The sequence below is a fragment of the Roseomonas sp. WA12 genome (assembly GCF_054165765.1).
The window spans coordinates 4361180-4380846 of record NZ_CM135108.1 but is presented as its reverse complement, the minus strand read 5'-3'; the positions used below and the strand labels follow the sequence as shown (position 1 = coordinate 4380846).

Annotated in this window: 13 protein-coding genes, 1 tRNA gene and 1 pseudogene; 6 read left to right on the top strand and 9 right to left on the bottom strand. The window is 66.4% G+C overall.

Annotation, left to right across the window (positions count from 1 at the left end; translation table 11 throughout):
* Positions 1–179: 179 nt before the first annotated feature.
* The 4 genes from ACVBD7_RS20750 to ACVBD7_RS20735 all read left to right on the top strand — a co-directional run bounded on the left by ACVBD7_RS20750 (position 180) and on the right by ACVBD7_RS20735 (position 6734).
* Positions 180–1226, top strand: coding sequence for a LacI family DNA-binding transcriptional regulator (locus ACVBD7_RS20750; protein WP_458095140.1), 1047 nt, complete (start codon positions 180–182; stop codon positions 1224–1226).
* Between the two features lie 228 nt (positions 1227–1454).
* On the top strand, positions 1455–2444 hold the full coding sequence (locus tag ACVBD7_RS20745) for a Bug family tripartite tricarboxylate transporter substrate binding protein (protein WP_458095139.1): 990 nt from the start codon (positions 1455–1457) through the stop codon (positions 2442–2444).
* 76 nt (positions 2445–2520) lie between these two features.
* Positions 2521–4341 carry a chloride channel protein gene (locus ACVBD7_RS20740; RefSeq protein WP_458095138.1) on the top strand — a complete coding sequence of 607 codons (1821 nt, stop codon included), beginning with the start codon at positions 2521–2523 and terminating at the stop codon, positions 4339–4341.
* A 716-nt stretch (positions 4342–5057) separates the two neighbouring features.
* Entirely contained in the window at positions 5058–6734 is a 1677-nt protein-coding gene (locus tag ACVBD7_RS20735; protein ID WP_458095137.1) for an alpha/beta hydrolase, read from the top strand.
* A gap of 94 nt (positions 6735–6828) precedes the next feature.
* On the opposite strand, the gene ACVBD7_RS20730 is transcribed toward ACVBD7_RS20735, so the two are convergent.
* The 5 genes from ACVBD7_RS20730 to ACVBD7_RS20710 all read right to left on the bottom strand — a co-directional run bounded on the left by ACVBD7_RS20730 (position 6829) and on the right by ACVBD7_RS20710 (position 14316).
* Entirely contained in the window at positions 6829–7920 is a 1092-nt protein-coding gene (locus ACVBD7_RS20730; protein WP_458095136.1) for a sensor histidine kinase, read from the bottom strand.
* Positions 7921–8727: 807 nt separating this feature from the next.
* Positions 8728–9906: a 2OG-Fe(II) oxygenase gene (locus ACVBD7_RS20725; RefSeq protein ID WP_458095135.1), complete on the bottom strand. Its 1179-nt coding sequence runs from the start codon at positions 9904–9906 to the stop codon at positions 8728–8730.
* Positions 9907–10164: 258 nt separating this feature from the next.
* Positions 10165–11565, bottom strand: a complete 1401-nt coding sequence (locus ACVBD7_RS20720) for a PepSY-associated TM helix domain-containing protein (RefSeq protein WP_458095134.1) — start codon at positions 11563–11565, stop codon at positions 10165–10167.
* 17 nt (positions 11566–11582) lie between these two features.
* Positions 11583–13850 (bottom strand): TonB-dependent receptor, encoded by a 2268-nt coding sequence (locus ACVBD7_RS20715; protein ID WP_458095133.1) that lies wholly within the window; start codon positions 13848–13850, stop codon positions 11583–11585.
* A 97-nt stretch (positions 13851–13947) separates the two neighbouring features.
* Positions 13948–14316 (bottom strand): DUF2946 family protein, encoded by a 369-nt coding sequence (locus tag ACVBD7_RS20710; protein ID WP_458095132.1) that lies wholly within the window; start codon positions 14314–14316, stop codon positions 13948–13950.
* Between the two features lie 885 nt (positions 14317–15201).
* On the opposite strand from ACVBD7_RS20710, the gene ACVBD7_RS20705 reads away from it, so the two are divergent.
* Together ACVBD7_RS20705 and ACVBD7_RS20700 are read left to right on the top strand one after the other, a co-directional pair.
* Positions 15202–15780, top strand: coding sequence for a hypothetical protein (locus ACVBD7_RS20705; protein ID WP_458095131.1), 579 nt, complete (start codon positions 15202–15204; stop codon positions 15778–15780).
* Positions 15777–15881, top strand: a pseudogene (locus ACVBD7_RS20700) (PEP-CTERM sorting domain-containing protein); the annotation flags it as partial. The gene ACVBD7_RS20705 and the pseudogene ACVBD7_RS20700, both read left to right, overlap by 4 nt.
* Before the next feature lie 165 nt (positions 15882–16046).
* On the opposite strand, the gene ACVBD7_RS20695 reads toward ACVBD7_RS20700, so the two are convergent.
* From ACVBD7_RS20695 to ACVBD7_RS20680, 4 genes are all read right to left on the bottom strand, one after another.
* The gene (locus ACVBD7_RS20695; protein ID WP_458095130.1) at positions 16047–16550 is read right to left on the bottom strand and encodes a hypothetical protein; all 504 of its coding nucleotides are present in this window, start codon (positions 16548–16550) and stop codon (positions 16047–16049) included.
* Positions 16551–16936: 386 nt separating this feature from the next.
* Positions 16937–17011 (bottom strand) — tRNA-Gln (locus tag ACVBD7_RS20690).
* 68 nt (positions 17012–17079) lie between these two features.
* On the bottom strand, positions 17080–17961 hold the full coding sequence (locus ACVBD7_RS20685) for a 4-(cytidine 5'-diphospho)-2-C-methyl-D-erythritol kinase (protein ID WP_458095129.1): 882 nt from the start codon (positions 17959–17961) through the stop codon (positions 17080–17082).
* A 13-nt stretch (positions 17962–17974) separates the two neighbouring features.
* Positions 17975–19651 (bottom strand): tetratricopeptide repeat protein, encoded by a 1677-nt coding sequence (locus ACVBD7_RS20680; RefSeq protein WP_458095128.1) that lies wholly within the window; start codon positions 19649–19651, stop codon positions 17975–17977.
* Positions 19652–19667 lie beyond the last annotated feature (16 nt).

Here is a 19667-nt window from a genome sequence, read left to right as displayed (position 1 = left end):
GCCGGCTGGGCGACAGATAAAATCAAAACTGGGCATACCCGGGTGGAGTACCCTCGGCTTCGACGTCCAGCCACTCCACGTGATTTTCGTAGCGCTGCGATCAAGCCAGCGTCAAGTTTGCCATGCCGCATCTCCGGTGCCACTTCTCGCCTGGGGCGTTCCATGGATCCGATCTGCCGATGGACAACGAGCGAACACCGCAACGCCGGCGCCGCCGCCGGATGCAGCGCGTCACCATGACAGAGGTGGCGCGAGCCGCCGACGTCTCTCCCTCGACCGTGTCCCTTTATCTTCGGAAGCCCGGACTGGTCTCACCCATGGTCGGGGGACGCATTGCCCGGGTCGTGGAGGAGTTGGGCTATGTGCCCAGCCTCGTTGCCGGCGGTCTCGCTGCCGCGGGATCCCGGGCCGTGAGCGTCATCGTGCCGACGATCCAGAACGACTTCTTCGCCAGCACGATCGCCGCGCTCCAGGCCGAGCTGGAACCGGCCGGCTTCCAATTGCTCCTGGGTAACAGCGGCTACGACCTGGTCCGCGAGGAAAAGCTGGTGCGGACCGCCCTATCCTGGGCGCCGGCCGCCATCGCACTGGTCGGGCTGGAGCACAGCCGTGGGACGAAGCGCCTGCTGCTCCAGGCACAGACCCCGGTTTTCGAGATCTGGGAGTGCGGCCAGAGCCCGCTCGATACCTCAGTGGGATTTCACCACCGGGATGTCGGTGCGGCGGCGCTTCGGCACCTTGTGGCACGCGGACGCAGGCGGCTGGCCTTTATCGGGGCACGGATGGGGGAGGACCTTCGTGCACGACAGCGGGCCGAAGGCTTCTCCCGCGCTGCCCTGGATGCGGGGATGGACGTCCCCGCCACTCTCAACCTCCCGGCAACCGCGAGCACGGAGGCCGGGGGCCAGCTCGTCGCCGAGGCGCTGGCGAGCCAGGATCGGATCGACGGCATCGCCTGTTCCAACGATCTCATGGCGCTCGGTGCCCTGTTCGAATGCCAGCGGAAGGGAATCCGCGTTCCCGAGGACATGGCGATCATCGGCTTCGGCGATCTCGGCTTCAGCGCCTCCTGTGTCCCGCCCCTTACCACCATCAGGCCTCCGGGTGGCGCAATCGGGCTGGAAGTGGGCCGCCTGATCAATGAGCGGCTGAACCAGCCGTCATCGACACAGGAGTCGAGAACCATCGACCTGGGTTTCGAGCTGGTTCAACGCGGCAGTACCTGAAAGGCATCCTCCCCCCGGCCTTCACATTGACACCCCTTTTCGCAGCGCTACGATGATGTGACCATTGAGGGCTGGGCGGCCGAAGCGTCGCCCAGGCGTAACCAGGCCTGCTGGGCCCGGTTTTCCCCACCGCCAGCGTGAGGAGGGGGCGCCAGGCGCCCCCTCCGTCGCGCGGGCCGGGGGCGCCGGGCACTGTCAGCAGCCAGGTCCAAGAACGAGGAGGGAACCATGCATCTCACGCGGCGCCGGCTTGCCACGGCCACCCTCGCGCTTGCCTCCACCGCCGCGTCTGGCACCGGCGCCCGCGCCCAGGAAGCAGGCTGGCCCAGCCGCCCGGTGCGGGTCCTGGTCGGCTTTCCGCCCGGTGGAGGTGTCGACATCGTCGGCCGCATCGTCCTGCCGCGGGTCGCGGCCCGCCTTGGTCAGCCTTTCGTCATCGAGAACCGCGGCGGCGCCAACGGCAATCTGGCGATGGAAGTCCTCTTTCAGGAGCCGCCGGACGGAAACACGCTCTTCTTCGGCAATGTCGGCAACCTGGCCGTCACCAACGCCCTCTACCCGCATTTGCGTTTCGACACGGGGCGCGATTTCGCGCCGATCGCCCAGGCAGTCGAAGTGCCGCTGGTCGTCACCGTGCACAGCCGTCTGCCAGTGCGCACGCTCCGCGAGTTCATCGACTACGCGAAGGTCCGGCCCGGCGAGCTGAACGCAGGATCCGGTGGCTCGGGCGGGCCATCCCACCTGTCGCTGGAATTGTTCAACCGCAGGGCAGGCACGGAGATCGTGCACGTCCCTTACCGCGGCAGCGCACCGGCACTGCAGGACCTGGCGACCGGGCGCATTCAGATGATGATCGACTCCTACAACATCATGCGCCCGATCGTCGAAGCCGGGCAGGTGCGCCTCCTTGCCATCACGTCGAGCGAGCGCCGCACTCTTCTACCGGACCTGCCGACGACCGCCGAGGCGGGGCTGCAGGATTTCGTGGTCTATGGCTGGCAGGGGCTGGTGACGCGCGCCGGCACGCCTCCCACAATCATCGAGGCGCTGGACAAGGCCATGGCCGCCTCGCTCGACGAGCCCGAGGTGCGGCAGGCCCTCGCCGCCCAGGGTGCGGATGTGCGCTTCCGCGGAGCGGCAGACTTCGCTGCCTTCATGCGCGCTGAGCGCGAGCGCTGGGGCGGCGTGATCCGGGACGCCGGCATCACCCTGAACTGATGACCTGCCCTTCAAAGGTGGCTTGCCCGGCAGGAACACCTCACAAGCCTCCGCCGCACCCGCGGCGAACTATCTGATGGACGCCGCCGCGCGGCGCACCAGACGCGTGCAGCGCGCCCGCCGGCTGCGTCGGCTCCGCATGGTGGTCGCGCACCCTGTCCGCGGAATGGCGGCCCTGCGGGCTTGGCTGCGGCGCGGCGAGTTGGGGGTGCTGGTCCTGGCACTCGTTGTGGGCGTGGCCAGCGGGCTTCTCGCTCGCCTGCTGGGCACGGCGGCCGAGCACCTGCACCTGCTTTTCTTCGGCAGCGGCGCGGAACACGGCCTCAGCGCCATGCGGAAGGTTTCCCCGTCCTGGCTCCTGCTCATTCCCGCAGCCGCGGGCCTTGCCCTGGGTCTGCTGAACCTGGCCCTGAGCCGCTGGTTCCCGCGCACCCCGATCGACCCGATCGAGGCCAATGCGCTCCATGGTGGGCGGATGTCCCTCCGGGACGGCGTGGTTGTCGCGGCCCAGAACCTCATCTCTGCCGGCGGCGGAGCCTCCGTGGGGCTGGAGGCCGCCTATGCCCAGGTCGGCAGTGGCACGGCGTCCCGCTTAGGCCTGGCCTTTGGACTGCGGCGGGGCGACCTCCGCCTGCTCGTGGGTTGCGGGGCTGCGGGCGCCATAGCCGCCTCCTTTGGCGCGCCGCTCACAGGTGCCTTCTATGCCTTCGAACTGGTGATTGGCACCTACGCCCTCAGTAGCCTTGCCCCCGTGCTGGCGGCCGCGGTGGCAGGCACGCTGGCTGCGGGGCTTCTCGGCCAGGCTGGCGTGCCCACACCGGCAGGGGCGATCGGGACACCCGACGCGGGCGATTTCGTCTATTCGCTTCTTCTCGGCGGACTTTGCGGGCTTCTCGCCATCGCTCTGATGCGCGCGATGACCTCGGCGGAGGTGCTGATCCGGCGCGGTGTGCCGTGGCAAGTCCTGCGCCCGGCACTCGGCGGCTTGATCGTCGGCGGATTGGCGCTCGTTACTCCCGGGGTCCTCTCCAGCGGCCACGGGGCGCTGCACGGAGTCCTGCTGACGGACAGCACAGCCCAGGCCCTTCTCATCCTCGTATTGTTGAAAGCGCTTGCCTCCGCCGTCTCCATCGGTTCGGGGTTTCGCGGGGGCTTGTTCTTTGCCTCGCTGCTGCTGGGCGCCATCGTCGGCAAGCTTCTCGCTGCCGCTACCGTGGCTACTACCCTGCCGAGCGTCGACCCCATGCTCCTGTCGATCGTGGGGATGAGCGCCTTCGGGGCCGCCGTGATCGGCGCACCCCTCGCCATGACCTTTCTTGCGCTGGAAACAACGCGGGACTTCGCCGTGGCCGGGCCGGTCCTGGTGGCCGTTATCGCCGCTGCAATCGTGGTTCGGCGCCTCTTCGGCTACTCCTTCGCCACCTGGCGCTTCCATCTCCGAGGGGAGGCGATCCGCGGACCGCATGATGTCGGCTGGGTCCGGGATCTGACCGTCGGCAAGGTGATGCGGCGCAACGAGCGAACCATCCGCAGCGACACGCGGATGTCCGCGTTCATGCGCGACTTTCCATTGGGTTCCAGCAACCAGGTTGTCGTGATCGACGAAGGCAGCCGCTACACGGGGATGATCCAGGTCGCAGAGGCTCATGCGCTCGCCCCGTCCGTCGAGGCAGGAACGATCGAGCCCTTGCTTCGGCTCCGTGACCGCGCGCTCCTCCCGGCCATGAACGTGAAGGAGGCGCTGGCGCTCTTCGAGGCCGCTGAAACCGACGTCATGGTCGTGTTGGACGGCAAGGAGTCCCAACGGGTCATCGGCGTCCTGACCGAAGCCCACCTCCTCCGGCGCTACGGCGAGGAGCTGAACCGACGCCGGAGCGAGGAGGCCGGCATAAGGTGATGTTGTGGGCCTGCGTAGCCGAACGGCAGGCACTGAACAGCAAGGGCCGGGCATGACACCGTCGGGGCTGGTGTCGCACGTGCTTTTGAGCCGTTCCCCGCCGCTAGTTCCTCCGCAAGGTCTGTGTCGTTGGCCAGCATCGCGCGCTCGACGAACCGGGCCCGTCTTTCGGCGCCCCTCGTGCTCCGCTCGCACTCACCGAGCAGGCTGGCCCTCACGGGGGTCATTCCCTTCTCCCCGGCCATGGCCGTGGCGATTTCTGCGGCCAGCGCGCCGTAGGGCCTGCGCTCCGTGCTCGTGCCAGGCGCAAGCGCCTCCGTCAGCCGGGCCAATAGGTCAAACGGCAGAGGCTGGCCAAGGGCATCTGGCCGCTCCGGCTCCATCAGGATCACCCCCATGATGGTTACGGACCCGCTGAGGAGGTAGTCAGCGGTCATGGGAAGCGAAGAGGGCTCGCGCCACGACGCTAGCAAGCGCGCCATCGACAGCAAGACGCCACCTCAAGAGGCCCATGCCGAGGGGCTTGCCAACGACGATTTCCACACCGTCCAGTAACATGCGCTCCAATGTCCGGCTCGCTACCAGCAATCCAGGCATTCCGGCACAAGCCAGGATATCGGACGGAGAATGCCCGGTAACGGCCTTCCCACGGGCGGCACGTGACATTGCTTCAGTGCAGTGTTTTACCACGATCGCCGCTGCGCGAAGGAACCGGGATGACCGGCAACACCCTGCCTCACTGGCTTGAGCGGAACTTCATCCGCACCCTCTGTGGAACGGGCGTCTGGCTCGGAACGCTCTTCTTCGCTGGTTCACTCACGCCAAGCCTCATACCGCGTGACGCTGGCCTGCAGGGCGCTCTGTCCGGTATCTCCTTCATGCTGGGCTACGGGGTCGGCGTGTCCCTGCGTGCGGCCTGGCGCTTCCTTGGCTTTCCGGACTTGGCACAAGGGCGCACCGGCGGCTACCTCAAGCTGCTCGCCGCTGCCGTCTGCATCGGGACCGCCGCGCTCTTTCTCTGGCGCGCGTCGGAATGGCAGAACTCGGTCCGTCTGCTCATGGGGATGGCACCGGTGGAAAGCGGCCGCCCCGCTTTCGTCGCCACAATCGCGCTCGCCGCCGCGCTGCTGCTTCTCCTTCTCGGTCGCCTCTTCAAGCTCATCGCCCGCAGGGTCGCTCGGCTGGTTGGCCGTATCGCGCCGCAACGTGTCGCCGCCCTGATTGGCATCGCCTTCGCCGCCGCAACCTTCTGGGCGATAGGCACCAATATTGTCATGGAGGCGGGCATCCGGGCCCTCGATGCCTCCTATAGCAGCCTCGATGCCCTCGTCGACGACCGTCTCCGCGCACCCGCAGAGCCCTTCAAGACAGGAAGCACTGCTTCGTACATCCGCTGGTCCCAACTTGGACGGCAGGGCCGCGCTGCCGTCTCCGCCGCGCCCTCCCGCGCCGAGATCGAAGCCTTAACTGGCGGGGACGCGCTCGATCCGCTCCGGATCTATGTCGGCCTCAACTCGGCCGAGACCATCGCGGATCGGGTCGAACTCGCCTTTCGGGAGATGCTGCGGGTCGGCGCTTTCGAGCGCTCGGTTCTCGTCGTCACCACGCCGACCGGCACCGGCTGGCTCGACCCCGCGAGCCAGATGCCCCTCGAGTATCTTCACCGGGGCAACGTTGCGACGGTGGCGATCCAGTACTCCTACTTAGCCAGTTGGCTGACGTTGATAGTGGAGCCGAATTACGGAGCTGAAACGGCAGAGCAGCTCTTCCGCAGGGTATACGATCATTGGCGAACCCTTCCGCAGGATACCCGGCCACGCCTTTACCTGCACGGGCTCAGCTTGGGTGCCCTCAACTCCGATCGGTCGGTGGACCTGTTCGACGTCATCGGCGATCCCTTCCAGGGCGCGCTCTGGACCGGTCCGCCTTTCCCAAGCCGCACGTGGCGTCAGGCTACCGCGCAACGGCATCCAGAATCGCCGGCCTGGCTGGCGCGGTTCCGCGATGGTTCGGTGGTACGTTTCTTCGGCGGCCATAACTCGCTCGATGATGCGGACGCGCCCTGGGAACCGCTGCGGATCGTCTTCCTTCAGTACCCAAGTGACCCCATTACATTTTTCGAATCCGGGTCTGCCTTCCGCTCCCCGACTTGGCTGCGCACACCGCGGGGTCCCGACGTATCTCCGCAGCTTCGTTGGTATCCGCTCATCACCTTTCTACAACTCGGCCTCGACATGATACTTGCAACCACGACACCGATGGGCCACGGCCACGTCTATGCTCCGGAACATTACGTAGACGCCTGGATCGCCGTGACCCAGCCGGAAAGCTGGACTCCGGACCGCACCGCGCAGCTTAAGGAAAAGCTTCAGCGCCACTTCGAACAGAACTGAGGGCACCTCGCACGGCGATGATGGGCATCGAACTCCGCGTCCTCCTAACGCACGCATCCGCAGGAAGCTCCCGTATCGAGCACTGGGTGAGCCCCTAACGGCTCAGGCCATCTGGGCCCTCTGCCGGAAACCGGACCTCAACAACAGTCCCAGTTCCTGTCTCGGTTGTGTACCGCGAAAAGGATCCGCGAAGCTGGGCGGCTAGTGCTCGCAGTAAACGCGTGCCAAGGCCGGAGCTGAGGGGCGCTGCAGGCACAGCTCCCTGGACTTTACCGTGTTCAGCCAGGCCAACTCCGTCATCGGTGATGAGCAGCAAGAAGCGTTTCTCCTCACGCTTGAACTGCACGCAGATCGTCCCGGATCGGTCGTCAGGGAAGGCGTATTTCAGTGCGTTCGTGATGGACTCATTTAGGATGAGGCCGAGTGGAACCGCCCGCTCAACAGGAAGGGTGTGTGTTTCTATTTCCGTTTCCAGCGTTATGGGCCTCAGCCCCTCGCCGGCCTGCGCGCTCCTCAGATCGGCGCAAAGACCCACAATGAACTCAGAGGTGTCTACCGTCAGGCCATCTTTCCCGTCAGGTCCGAGACGACCATGAATGCGGGTAAGAGCAACAATGTGGTCCGCTACCGCACGCAGTTCATTTTGAGCCTCTGCTGATTGCGCAGCTCGGGCGCGCAGGTGTAGTAGGCCGACGAGGGCATTAAGGTCATTCCGAACCCTGTGACGAAGTTCGTTCATCAGTAACGTCCGGCCTTGCTCGGCCACCCTAAGATCGGCTGTCACGCGCCGCAGTTTACTCAGCCCTTCATGCATTGCATCAACAATGAAGACTATGACAAAGCCTTCGGCAACGAAGATTGCCGTAGCAACCGCTTCGGGTTCGTCCATCGCAAATGTGCCGAACGGCGGCATGTAATAGTAGGCCATCAACGGAACTGAGAGGGCGACAGCCAGAAGGCCAGAGCCTCTCCCGAAGAGATATGCGGCAAGGATCACAGCTGCAAGAAACAGTGTCGCCGGGTGGTGCTCGGCTGAAAGGATTGGATCCAATGCCCATCGCACCATGTGTGTGCTTGTCACGATGGTTGCGACAAAGAGGACCCGTGCCGTTGCAGGCAGGCGGTCGGTCCACGTGGCAATGTCTGCGAGTGATGGTGTGAGGGGCATCCCCAACAAGTACGGCACGCAACTCGCGCTCATAAGACAAAATCGCGAGTTCTTCCCAATGCCCGACCTACGAATCGGAACAAGAACCGATCAGTGGCTGTCGGCTCTCAATCCCGGCTCGCCCCGGATGACATCCTGCAGTGCCCGTGTACGGGGTGGCGCCAACGGGAAACCGATGCCGTTCAGCCAACGAGAGGACCGCTGAAAGGAGCTAACCTGTCCCACGCGGGTACCGGGCCTCTCGGCGTCCTCAAGGCAAAGTCAGAGTCGCCAACGATTTGTACTTGCCCCCGATAAAGCGCGCAGGCGATGCGCCTGATCACCGCCTTGCCCCTAAGCTCCTTGACACTCTGGCTCCTGGGACCGGTTCGCACCAGCATCCGGACCATTGTGGGTACGCCGAACTGACAATCCAAAGGTGGTGCAGCTGCACGCCGTAAATCGTGGTGATCAAGTTGGAAATGGCGACACCCACCCAGCGCTTGCCACTGCCGCGAACGGTGCTCGCGCTACGCCGAAACGACCTGGGCGAAGAGATGCAGAAAGTTGTTCTCCCGTATCTTCTTGCACAACTCTGAGCGCGGTTGAGGAGCGTCCCTTCGGCCTCAGCACTACGATCAAGCTTTCCGCGATCCAAAGGCGGCACGTCTCCGTCGCGCAGGTCAGACCAGGATTCGCAGTACCCTGCATCTTCCACTTCTTAAGTAAACTTCCCGGCGTTCCATAGAAAGAAGCGCGCACCTTGGTGATATCAGTACCGCCAACGGCTTCTTGGTTAGTACACGAACCTCCTGCTCATACCAGGGCGCTATCGGCAGGCGTCTCCTATGGCGCGGGTCCCTGAGCGCCACCTGGATCGGCCAGAAAGGCGCGGTTCTGCTGACGGAGTAGTGCGGCTTCGTCGTCATACAGGAAGGGCAAGGTGGCGTAGCGCACGCCGCGCGTCACCCGCGCGGCCTCGTGTAGCAGAGAACAGGAGAAGACCACCGCCCCGCCCACCGGAGCGCGATAGCGCCGCGGTCCGAACTCAGGAAACCAGAGCTCGCCGCCGTCGAAGTCGTCGTTCAGATTGATGGTCACGGCGAAGCGCCGATGTGCAGTGCCCTTCGTGGTGTTGTCGCGGTGGGCGCGGAAATGCCCGCCGTCAGCTGCATCGTAGCAGGCGACGATGTAGCGCTCGATCCGGGTGGCTTTGAATTGGAAAGCCTTTTGGATCTCGGGCAAAAGCCGGCGATGAAGCTGGGCGCGCAGGGCGGAGCGCACCGTATCCTCTACGATCTCGTAGTCACGTCGGCGCTTGTGGGAAGCGTCCACCATACCGACTGTTCGTCCGTCCACCTCTCGCATGAAGCCGCTCTCCCGGCCGCCATTCCGCTCGTAGAGGAAGATCAACTCCCGGCAGAACTCCGGGTCCAGTATCCTGGGAAGCGCCAGGACCGGAGCCACAGGCTCGAACCCCATATTCTCGCCTGGCTGTAGCAGGGATCGCAAATGCTCCAGGAGCGTCTCGAGCCTTCCAAGCGGGGCGGTGGCAACAACACGCAGGCCAGGGTCAAGCAGGAGGGCCGCTCCATGGTAGATCGGCTGTTCTCCATCTCCTTCGCCGGGCAGGAGAGCTCCGAACAGGCGACTGACGGCGAAGTCGCGATCGCGAAACACCCTCAGTCCCGGGTAGTAATCTCGAATGGTCGCGAGCAACTCAGTGCCTTGTTGAGTAGCATCGGAAGCCAGAGGCGGGTCAGCGGTAATCGCGAAAGCACAGGCGCGAGTGTCATCCAGAAGGCCACTTAGCTGAGCTGCGCGCAACGTGCTCCAGGCAGCCTTGGTTTGGGCGTGAGCCGCAACGGAGCCGATGAATGCCAGCACGACATAGCGCCCAGCAACGCTATCGAAAGCATAACGCGGATTGCTGTCGGTATTGGCGTGGAACCAGGGAACAGGGTCGCCCGGCTTGAAGCGACCGAGCGGCGACAGATTCAACTTCGATGAACTGTCGTCAGGCATGGGCGTCCCAGGAGATTGACGTCAGCACCGCTACCATCCCGACACCGCTTCGGGAAATAGGCACGCCCTTGCGGCGCGTGTTCTCATCACAGGTCGCACCATTGTGGGTCTGCAGGGGGGAAAGGAGTTCCGCCAAGCGAAGGGCCGCTCTGCGCCCATGTCGGCCCACCATCTGCTCCCAGCGGCATCCCGTAAACAGACACCGCCGGATGCGAACGAGTATGTACTGTCCGAGATGCTGCACCGCTTTCCCAACCCTCAAGACCAAAGGCCAGGCCTGAACCATCGCCGCCGCATCCCAAGCACGGCGTCTGCAGCCGCGATGATGAGCATCGATGCGCCGGTCAGCGGGAAGAGGATGCCTAACCCGATGATGATGGCGAGCAAGCTGCCGGGCACGGGGCGTGGAACTCGCGGAGGAGCAGCCAGCTCACCCTTTGGCCGCCGCTTCCACCACATGACAATGCCGGTGGTCACGAGCGTGAGGATGCCGATGCAGGGCAGCAGCATCAGGAGCTGGTTCGCCAGCCCGAAGTAACGGCCCATGTGGATGGCGACGCCGAGCTCGACGAGCTTCGCCACGGCGCCATACTCGCGGAAGCCGACATCCCCGAGGATCTCGCCCGAGTACTGGTCGATATGGACTGTCCGCTGCCCCTCCGGCTGATGGGGATAGGCGACGGCCATGTAGACCCCTCGCTCACCTCGAGGCAGGCTCAGGCGATAGCCGCCCGGCATCCCGGCGTCGGCCAGGATCCCCACGGCCCGGTCGAGCGAGACCGCCGACGTGGCGGAGCAAGTTGGGCCGCCCTCATGATGGTGCGAGGCGTGATTCGCCTCGCAGACCGCGCCGGCTGCCGAGGTCGGCATGGGCGCCTGCTGTAGTGTCCAGGGCGCATCGGACATGGTGGCAGCTACCGGCCCGGCCGTGCTCTGCATCGGGCGCCTGGAGCCCTCCGGGTAACCCAGGCCGACGGCATTGCTGATGGGTGACAGCACCTTCCCTCCCCACACGGTCGCCCAGGGCAGGCCGGTGATGACGAGGAAGACGACCAGCGCGCCCGTGTAGAGCCCGACCACCTGGTGGATGTCCCGCCAGAACGGCCGGCGTCGCGCCCGCAGGCGGGGAAACCACTTCCCGCTCATTCGCCTGCCCCGGGGCCACCAGAGATAGGCGCCGCTAAGGACGAGGATGAGCGCCCAGGATGCGGCAAGCTCGACGATCGCGTCGCCGAAATCGCCGAGAAGGAGCGAGCCGTGCATCCGGTCAGCGAAGCCGACAAGCGTCCGCTCATAGACATGCGAGCCCAGCACCTGGCCCGTCGGCGGATCCACGAAGACGCGGAGGGCCTCGCCCTGGCCCGTGGTGAGGAAGAGCTGTGCCGTGCGTCCCGGCCCCTCGGGCGTGTCGATGCGAGTGACCCGCCCTCCCGAGTAAGCCTCCTCCGCCGCAGACACCATCGCGCTGGCGGAAACGGAAGGGGCGGAAACCGAGGAGGCGAAGCGCAGCCCTGGCTGAAGGGCGTCGTTGATCTCCCTCTCGAAGAGATAGACCGTCCCGGTCAGGGACAGGACGACGAGGAACGGGACGACAAGGAGCCCGGCGTAGAAGTGCCAGCGCCAGATCATCCCGTAGAGCGACCGAGTGGGTGTGGGCATGACGCTACCTGCCCCTCTCAGAACCGAATGCTGTAGGTGAGATCGACGTTGAGCGGCGCGCCCAGGTAGATCTGCTGCGAGCCGTAGCCCGACCACTCCGCGTAGAAGGCGTTGGTCAGGTTCCGGCCCCGCAGCGTCAGCGTGCCGCCGCCGACCTCATAGGCCACGAAGGCGTCCAGCAGGGTGTAAGGGTTCAGCCTCGTGGTGTTGGCATCGTCCGTGTAGCTGGAGCCGACGTGCCGCACCGCCGCCCCAAAGCTCAGGGGAGTGTCGGCCAGATGATAGCTCGTATAGGCGTTGAGGAGGAAGTTGGCCGAGTTCGGCGGGCGCCGGCCGGACAGGTCCCGCCCGGCGGCGTTGCTCAGCTCAGTATACTCCACCCTCTGCAGCGCGACGTTGCCGCCGAGCTTCCATAGCGGGGTGAGGTCCACGGAGGCATCCAGTTCCACGCCCCGGCTTCGCAGGCTGCCGCCCTGGCGGGTGAGCGAGGGCTGCACGGGGTCGCGGGTCAGGATGTCGTCCTGCTCGATCTGGTAAAGCGAGGCGGTCACGACGGCCCGGTTGTCCAGGACCGCCGCCCTGACCCCGACCTCGTAGGCATCGCCCGAGGAGAGATCGAAGCGGGCGTTGGCGGTGTTGCTGGTCAGGAGAGTGGTAATGGGCACGGTGGCGCGGGTGTACTGCGCGAAAAGGGTAAGCCCCGGCTCCACTTCATAGGTCGTGCCGAGGCGCCAGGAGATGCTGTCGAAGTGGCGATCGAAGCGGCTTGTGGCCCCGCTGTTGAGGTCGTCTATCCGCCGGTCAAGGTTCATGCCCTCGTAGCGGACCCCGCCGAGCACGAGCCAGGAGGGGGTGATGTTGAGCGCGTTCTCGGCGAAGGCGGCGTGAGAACTGACGGTGCTGTCGAAATCCTGCCGGGTGGCGAAGTTGGCCCTGGTGTCGGCCGGAAAGACGCCGCGGACCGGGTTGAAAGGGTCAACGGAAGAGACAGTGCCAAATCGGCGTTTCGAGAATAGGTCGGTGCGGTAGAACTCGTAGCCGCCGGTGAAGCGGTTCCGGAGCCCGCCGATCATTCCGTCAAAGGCGGCCGCGATCCGATCCGAGACGAACTGCTGATCATGGGTGATGAGGGACGAGGTGCGGTCCAGAAGGTTCGTCCGCGCGTTGAAGGTGTAGTCTTCCGAGTTCGCCCAGCGGCGGTCGGAGGTGTAATAGGAAAACTCGTTCGAGAGGGTCCAATCGGAGGAGAGGCGGTAGCGGGCGTTCTCGCGCAGCAAGAAGGCGTCCGACCGCTGTACACCATCCTCTACGTTGAGATTCCGGCTCCGGGTCGCGCGGTCGATGACATAGCCGTTCGGCGCGGTGACGGCGCCGCTCGGATCGCGCGCGAGGGCGCGCGGCACCGTGGTGGCACCCTGGTAAGGGGTACCGTAATCGTCGCGGAAGTATGCGAAGGAGGTGTCCAGCGTCAGCTGGTCCGTCGCACGGGCCGTGAAAGCGGTGGTAAAGGAGAGGCGGCGGACGTCGGTGTCGTCCACGTAACCGTCCGAGGTGGAGTAGCTGAACGCCGAGCGGACCGCGCCCCAATTCCCGAAAGAGTGGTTGAACCCCGCCCCGCTGCGGACGCGGTTGAAGCTGCCATAGCTCAGCAGCCCCTCGTAGAAATCCGCTCCGATGACCGGCTGACGTGTCACCAGATTGATCGTGCCAGCGAGCGAGCCGGTGCCGTTCACAACCGAGGCCGGCCCCTTGATGAACTCCACCCTCTCGAAGGCGAAGCTGTCGTAGTCGCGCGACACGAGACCGGGGTCGACGGACCGGGCGCCGTCCAGCAGGTATCCTACTGCGGTTCGAGGCAGGCCACGGACGTTGGCGGCGGCCGGGGAGCCTGGAATGTTGCCGGCGCGGACGCCGGGCGCGGCGTTATAGACCTCGGTCAGGTCGCGCAAGCCGCGCTCCTGTATCTCCTCCTGAGTGATGACGTCGACGGTGGCCGGGGTCTCGGCCGGCGTCAGGCCGAGGAGGCTGCCCGTCCGCGTCGGCTCGGCGAGGCGAGCTGCTGCAGCTGCCGCGCCGGTCCCGAAGGCTCCGGCTTGGATTCGGACTTCTGGCACCTGGACGGGAGCGTCCTGAGAAAGCGCCGGCCCTGCCAGGCCGGTGGAGGCGAGGAAGGCGCAGCCAAGACCAACGGCCGGGCCGCGACGCGATGAAGGCTGCGCATCGTAGGCGAACAGAGAATGAAGAACGTCGCGCGCCGGGCGCGAGGAAAGGGTGGTCTGGCGCATTGTGCGCATTCCTGAACAGCGGTGATCCGCGCGTGCCGGGCACGCGCAGCAAGGCCGGGCACGGCGCTACAGCGCCTCGCCCGGCGATGAGCCGGTGTCAGGTGGAGGGTGGTGCCCTAGGTTGCTGGGGCGGGTCGCGGGGCGGGCTGGAAGGTAGTCCCTCCCGTCCGAAATGCTCGGCCACCAGCACGTAGGCCAGGGGCATCGGCACAGTGAAGGGCTCGGTGACGGGGAGCGCCGCTGGGCCGAAGCATAGGGTGCAGCAATCGACGGGCTGGCTCACCTTGATCGGCTGGCCATCCTTGCCGACCAGGATCTGGCGTGCTCCTTCGTGGGAGCAGAGCTCGATCAGCTGGGCCGAGGCGAGCTGCGCCATGGCGCGGGCGTGTGGCAATACGGCTCCGGCCCACTGCAGCAGCAGCAGGCAGGCGAGAAGGCGGATAGGGCCTCTCGGGGTGCGACGCATGGAGAGGTCCATAACGGCTCGTAAACCCTCCGTCACCCTGCTCACGGAACCGCATCAGTTCAGGCGGCCGGGTCGCAATCGGCCAAACTCGGACCGTGACCTCAGCGTCGTGGTGGTGCCGGACTTCGACATGTCCACACTTGGTCTCAAATGGCCTGCTGGCCGGGCCGACCATTGACCCGGGAACACCGACCGGGGTGAAGGGCATTGCGGAGCTCGACCTGAAGCGGTGTGTAGGGTACGGGCGCGCCGTACCACACCCAGCAGTATCTGCGCTGGGCGGTGAGGCTGCCGTTCAGCCAACCTTTCCATTCAGGGGTGATTTCGGGATTGGACCTCTGTGGCGTCGCCGCCAAGCCCTGCTATCGTCCCGGAATGAAGCCTATCCTCATCGCCCTGGTCGCCCTCGTTCTCGGAGGCTGTGTCGAAACCCAGATGGTCGCCGTCCGAGATCCCGCGACTGGCTTCCTCGGCCAGTGCGCGGTTCCGGCTGACGGCTCAGGGATATCGGCTCTGTACCGCGGCACCTCGTCCCTCGCCTGTCCGGCGAACTTGGCGGAGCGAGGGTGGGAGTTGGTTCGATAGGGTTAGCGGCGGGCCCAAACGCGAGCGGGCCTCGCCGGTTAGGGCGGGTCGGCTAAGCAGGGGTGGTGAGGAGGACTTACCTCCGGAACGAGCGGGGGTGAATACTGGCCTTGGACCATGTCTGTCATTCACCACTTACGGGCGTGAACGTCGGGATTATTTACGAATTGGACTCGCCCGGCCTCATCGTCTTTGAATAAAAATGTTCTATCTTGCGGCACACTGATTGCTCAACGCTCACCCTTACTCGTGGGGGAGACTAAGTTCGTGCGTGTTAAGACTATCCTGGCAGCTATCGCCATGACGCTCAGCCTCGGAGCAGCGGCTCAGGCCGGCCCGATCGGCTACAACACAATAGTCAAGTACAGCCAGACTTACTCGTCGATCGATGAGCCGACGAAACTCATCACCTTCAGCGGCAGCCTGACGCTCCGCACACATCTCTGGCAGACGCAGGGGCTGAGTATATCTTACAGGCTGTCAGAGCCCTTCTGGGACGAGAGTACCCATCGCTATATCCAGACCAGAACGGGTGCAGCGACTAATGCGGTCCTGCTCGGCTTCTCGTTCTTTATGACCTATAGCAACAGCTATCCCGAGGGCGGCGCCATTCACATCAATCGCTTCAGCTACGGCGGCGATTCCAAGTATTTCCAAGGTTCGCTTGCGACCAACGAACTCTTCCGTGCATCGCTGAGTCTGCATGCTGCACCTGGCCAGCTGCCGAGCGGCGGTGTCGAATTCTTTCATGGAGATGGAAGCAATTCGGAGGTGCAATTTGACGCAGCGTTCAGAGGAGCTACGTTCTCTGGAACTTCTCGGCTTCAGGCATCGGCTCCTGCTACGACATGGGCGAGTGCCGCTTCGGCGGTATTGTGAGCTCAGTCACTCCCGTACCCGAGCCGGCGACCATGGCCCTTTTGGGTGCCGGGTTGCTCGGCTTGGCTGGTGCTCAAATCCGGAAGCGGAAGGTTGCCTAGCCACAACTAGCGTACTGTAAGCGACCGCTGACGACAGCGGTCGCTTAGCCGGCCTATTTTCGGTTCGCTGCGCCAGTTATTTCAGCGTTTGCCACCCTCAATGCTCGCTCATCCTTCTGCGCCCACGCCACCTCACAACGGACAGTGCAGAACCGCTCCTCGCCCTCAGGCCGTAGCCGTTGAGCCAGTTGCGGATAGGCTTTCCGGAGTAGGCGCAGTTGGGGCGCCTGAGCGCTGCAGGGCCATCGCCAGCACTGGGCCTATGCCGAGAACAGAGTACTCGCCGCGCTCACGCCGTGCGGACGGCTCGAAGGTCATGGCCTCCTCGACCTCGAACCGCTCGAGTTGCTCCTGCGCAAGGTCGGTGTCGTTGGCCAGCATCGCGCGCTCGATGAACCAAGCCCGTCCCTCGGCGACCCCCGTGCGCCTCTCGCGCTCACCGAGCAGGCTGGCCCTCACGGGGCTCGTTCCCTTCTCCCCGGCCATGGCCGCGGCGAGTTCCGCGGCCAGCGCGCCATAGGGCTTACCCCCTGTGTTCGTGCCAGGCGTAAGTGCCTCCGTCAGCCGGGCCAACAGGTTAAAGGTTAAAGGCTGGCCAACGGCACCTGGCCGCTCGACGAAGGCGCAGAGGTCCGGGCCGAGATCTGGTGGAAGCGACCATTCCGTCACCGAGCATCGGCTCCGCTCACCCCCGCGGGACGTGCCACCCGTTCAGCCTCGCTCCAAATAATGGCGCGACGGCGAAACGCCCCGAGTGCCGCCCCCAGCGTCCGCCTGTCGCCCGTACCAAGGGCTATCCGGAGGTCCGAAAAACCGCACGCAGAACCGGCAAGTCCGAAGTGCCGCAGTACCCGCACCGGTAGCCGCCGATACCACACCCAGCGGCCTCCCCGCAGGACCAGGTGGGTGATGCGCCCCCGCGACCGACGCCGGGCCGGGTGCTTCGTTGTGTGACGCTCTTGTGTGACATCGATGTGTCCCATGGACCACCGAACCGCCTCCAGAGGCTGGATCGTCAGCGCAAGACACCGAAATGTAAGAAAATTCCGCTCCGCTGGCTGGGGCGCCAGGATTCGAACCTGGGAATGGCGGTACCAAAAACCGCTGCCTTACCGCTTGGCTACGCCCCACCGGAACCAGACACCGGAAGCGGCCGGAACATGTCTCCCCTGGCGCTCCGCGTAAAGCCCCACCGTCATCACGCGGCGGCGCGCACGCCCCCGCCCCACCGCCACCAGGCCACCGGCAGCGCCTCTGCCGCCCGCTCCGCCGTCTCTGCATCACCGAACACGGCGAAACAGGTCGCCCCCGATCCGCTCATCCGCGCCAGCAGGGCCCCGGGCAGCGCCCGCAACGCCGCCAGCACCTCGGCGATCGGCGGGCACAGGGACACCGCCGGCGGCTCCAGGTCATTCCGCAGCGCCTGGAGGGTCGCAACCATCGCCACCGCATCCGCCCAGCCGTCCGGCAAGGAGGCGGGCGGGGAGAACTCTCCCGTCCGCGCAGCAAAGATCCGCGGAGTGGACAGGGACACGCGCGGATTGGCCAGCACCATCCCGAAGGCGGGTAGGCCAGGCGCCGCCGTCAGCGCCTCCCCCACCCCCGCCATTCGCGCGGGGCGGGACGCCAGGCATACCGGCACATCGGCCCCCAGCCGCAGCGCAAGCGCCTCCAGCCGCGCGGTCGCCATCCCCAGCCCCCAGAAGCGGTCCAGGGCCCGCAACGCGGCCGCCGCATCCGCCGATCCGCCACCGATGCCGGACGCCACGGGAAGCCGCTTCTCCAGCATCAGCGCGGCCCCTGGCAGCGGCCGGCCCGCCGCTTCCGCCAGCAGCCGCGCCGCCCGCAACACCAGGTTGTCCGCCTCCGCCACCAGCGCCCCCGCCTCCGGCCCTTCCAGCGAGAGGGACAGCGCCGGGGCGGGCGCGACCGTCACCGAATCCGCCGCTTCCGCGAACACCACCAGGCTGTCCAGCAGATGATAGCCATCCGCCCGCCGCCCGGTGACATGCAAGTGCAGGTTCACCTTGGCCCGCGCGGCCTCCACCAGCCCAGGCGCAGCCACGGACGCATCAGCCATCGTCAAACCCATCTCAGCGCAGCGCCGCAGTGGCGGAAGGCAACCCGTCGCGCATCTTCGCCTCGATCCGCCCCGTCTCGCCCGGCTCCGGCTCCAGGCCCAGCGCGCGGCGCCACTGGAAGCGCGCCTCGGCCTGCCGCCCCGCGGCCCAGTACGCATCACCCAGATGGTCGTTGATGGTGGCGTTGCGCGATTCCAGCTCCGCCGCCTTCTCCAGCCAGCTGATCGCGCCCTTGAGATCGCCCAGGCGGAACAGCGCCCAGCCCAGGCTGTCGGCGATGTTGCCATCCGCCGGCCGGGCCACCACCGCGCGCTCGAGCATCGCCCGCGCCTCGTCCAGCCGCTCCCCGCGCTCCACCCAGGCATAGGCCAGGTGGTTCAGGATCGAGGGCTGCTCGGGCGAGAGCGCCAGCGCCTGGCGCAGATCCGCCTCCGCCCCCGCCCAGTCCCCCGCCCGCTCCCGCGCCATGGCGCGGGCCTGGAACAGCGGCCAATCGGCCGAGGCGGGCTGGCCCAGCCGGCCGATCGCGGAACCATAGGCTTCGGCGGCCTCCGCCGGGCGTCCCTGCCCGCGCAGGACGTCGCCCAGAGCCACGGCGGGCTGCGGCGCCCCCGGATAGGCCTCGGCCACCTGCCGCAGCACCGCCACCGCCTCGTCGCCACGTCCAAGCCGTCCCAGCATCGCCGCCCGGCGCAGCGCCGCCAGCGGCGCCATCAGATCGTCCGCCGGGATCGCACCCAGCACGCCCAGCGCAGCCTCCACATGGCGTTCGTCGGCCATGCTTTCGGCGGTCAGGATCTGCGCGGGCGCAAAGCCCGGCCGCAGCCGCAGCGCCAGTCGGGACAGGATCAGCGCCAGCTCCGGCGACCCCTGGCGCCGCAACGCGGCACCCAGCGCAACCTGCGCCTCCGCCATGCCTTCGGTGGGCGACGCCACCGCGCGGCTGGAAAGCGCCACCCGGCGCGCCTCCGGGCCCGCCGTCAACGCGATGTCGTCGGACCCCACCGCCATAGCATCGAACAGTCGCGCCCCGTCCGCCTCCCGCCCTGCCCGCGCCAGGATGCCGGCGGCGATGGTGGCGAGCCGCATGTTCGGCTCCTCCGCCTCTGCCACCGCGACGCGGATGAAGCGCTCGGCCTCCCGCATTCGGCTGGCCTGGTCGGCGATCATCGCGGCGTGCAGTGCCGCCACGCCACGAAGCTGCCCGCCCTCGGTATAGGGGCGGAGCGTTGCCAATGCGGCGTCGATGTTGCCGCGCCCGGCCTGCGTCCAGGCCAGCAGCAGCGGCTGCAGGATCTGCGCGCTGCCCTGCCGCGGCAGGGCGCGAATGCGCGCCTCCGCCCGCTCCCACCGCCCGGCCTGGGCATCGGACCCGGCGAGCAGCAGGCCCGCGAGCTGGCTCTCGGGTAACCGGCGCGCCAAGCGCATCGCCTCGGGGCGGCCATCCATCACGGCGGCGTTGAAGGCGCGGGTGAGGATCTCCGGCTCGTCCGGCTCCACGGCCAGGGCCGAGAGAAGCGCCTCCGCGGCCACTGCGGAATCGCTCTCATTCGCCGCCAGCCGACCGGCCAGATAGGGCCCGAACGCGCCGTCCGGCCCGATTACCGGAGCGCTGGCAACCGCGGACGGAGAGGCGCGACGCGACGCGCCAACCCCCTGCCCCGGGCGCGCAGGCCCTCCCTGGGCCAAGCGCTGCGGCTCATCC

What these genes read in the sequence shown, in the direction of transcription:
- ACVBD7_RS20750 (WP_458095140.1), top strand. Translation starts at nt 180, where the DNA reads ATGGACAACGAGCGAACACCGCAACGCCGGCGCCGCCGCCGGATGCAG.
- ACVBD7_RS20745 (WP_458095139.1), top strand. Translation starts at nt 1,455, where the DNA reads ATGCATCTCACGCGGCGCCGGCTTGCCACGGCCACCCTCGCGCTTGCC.
- ACVBD7_RS20740 (WP_458095138.1), top strand. Translation starts at nt 2,521, where the DNA reads ATGGACGCCGCCGCGCGGCGCACCAGACGCGTGCAGCGCGCCCGCCGG.
- ACVBD7_RS20735 (WP_458095137.1), top strand. Translation starts at nt 5,058, where the DNA reads ATGACCGGCAACACCCTGCCTCACTGGCTTGAGCGGAACTTCATCCGC.
- ACVBD7_RS20725 (WP_458095135.1), bottom strand. Translation starts at nt 9,906, where the DNA reads ATGCCTGACGACAGTTCATCGAAGTTGAATCTGTCGCCGCTCGGTCGC.
- ACVBD7_RS20720 (WP_458095134.1), bottom strand. Translation starts at nt 11,565, where the DNA reads ATGCCCACACCCACTCGGTCGCTCTACGGGATGATCTGGCGCTGGCAC.
- ACVBD7_RS20715 (WP_458095133.1), bottom strand. Translation starts at nt 13,850, where the DNA reads ATGCGCCAGACCACCCTTTCCTCGCGCCCGGCGCGCGACGTTCTTCAT.
- ACVBD7_RS20710 (WP_458095132.1), bottom strand. Translation starts at nt 14,316, where the DNA reads ATGCGTCGCACCCCGAGAGGCCCTATCCGCCTTCTCGCCTGCCTGCTG.
- ACVBD7_RS20705 (WP_458095131.1), top strand. Translation starts at nt 15,202, where the DNA reads ATGACGCTCAGCCTCGGAGCAGCGGCTCAGGCCGGCCCGATCGGCTAC.
- ACVBD7_RS20685 (WP_458095129.1), bottom strand. Translation starts at nt 17,961, where the DNA reads ATGGCTGATGCGTCCGTGGCTGCGCCTGGGCTGGTGGAGGCCGCGCGG.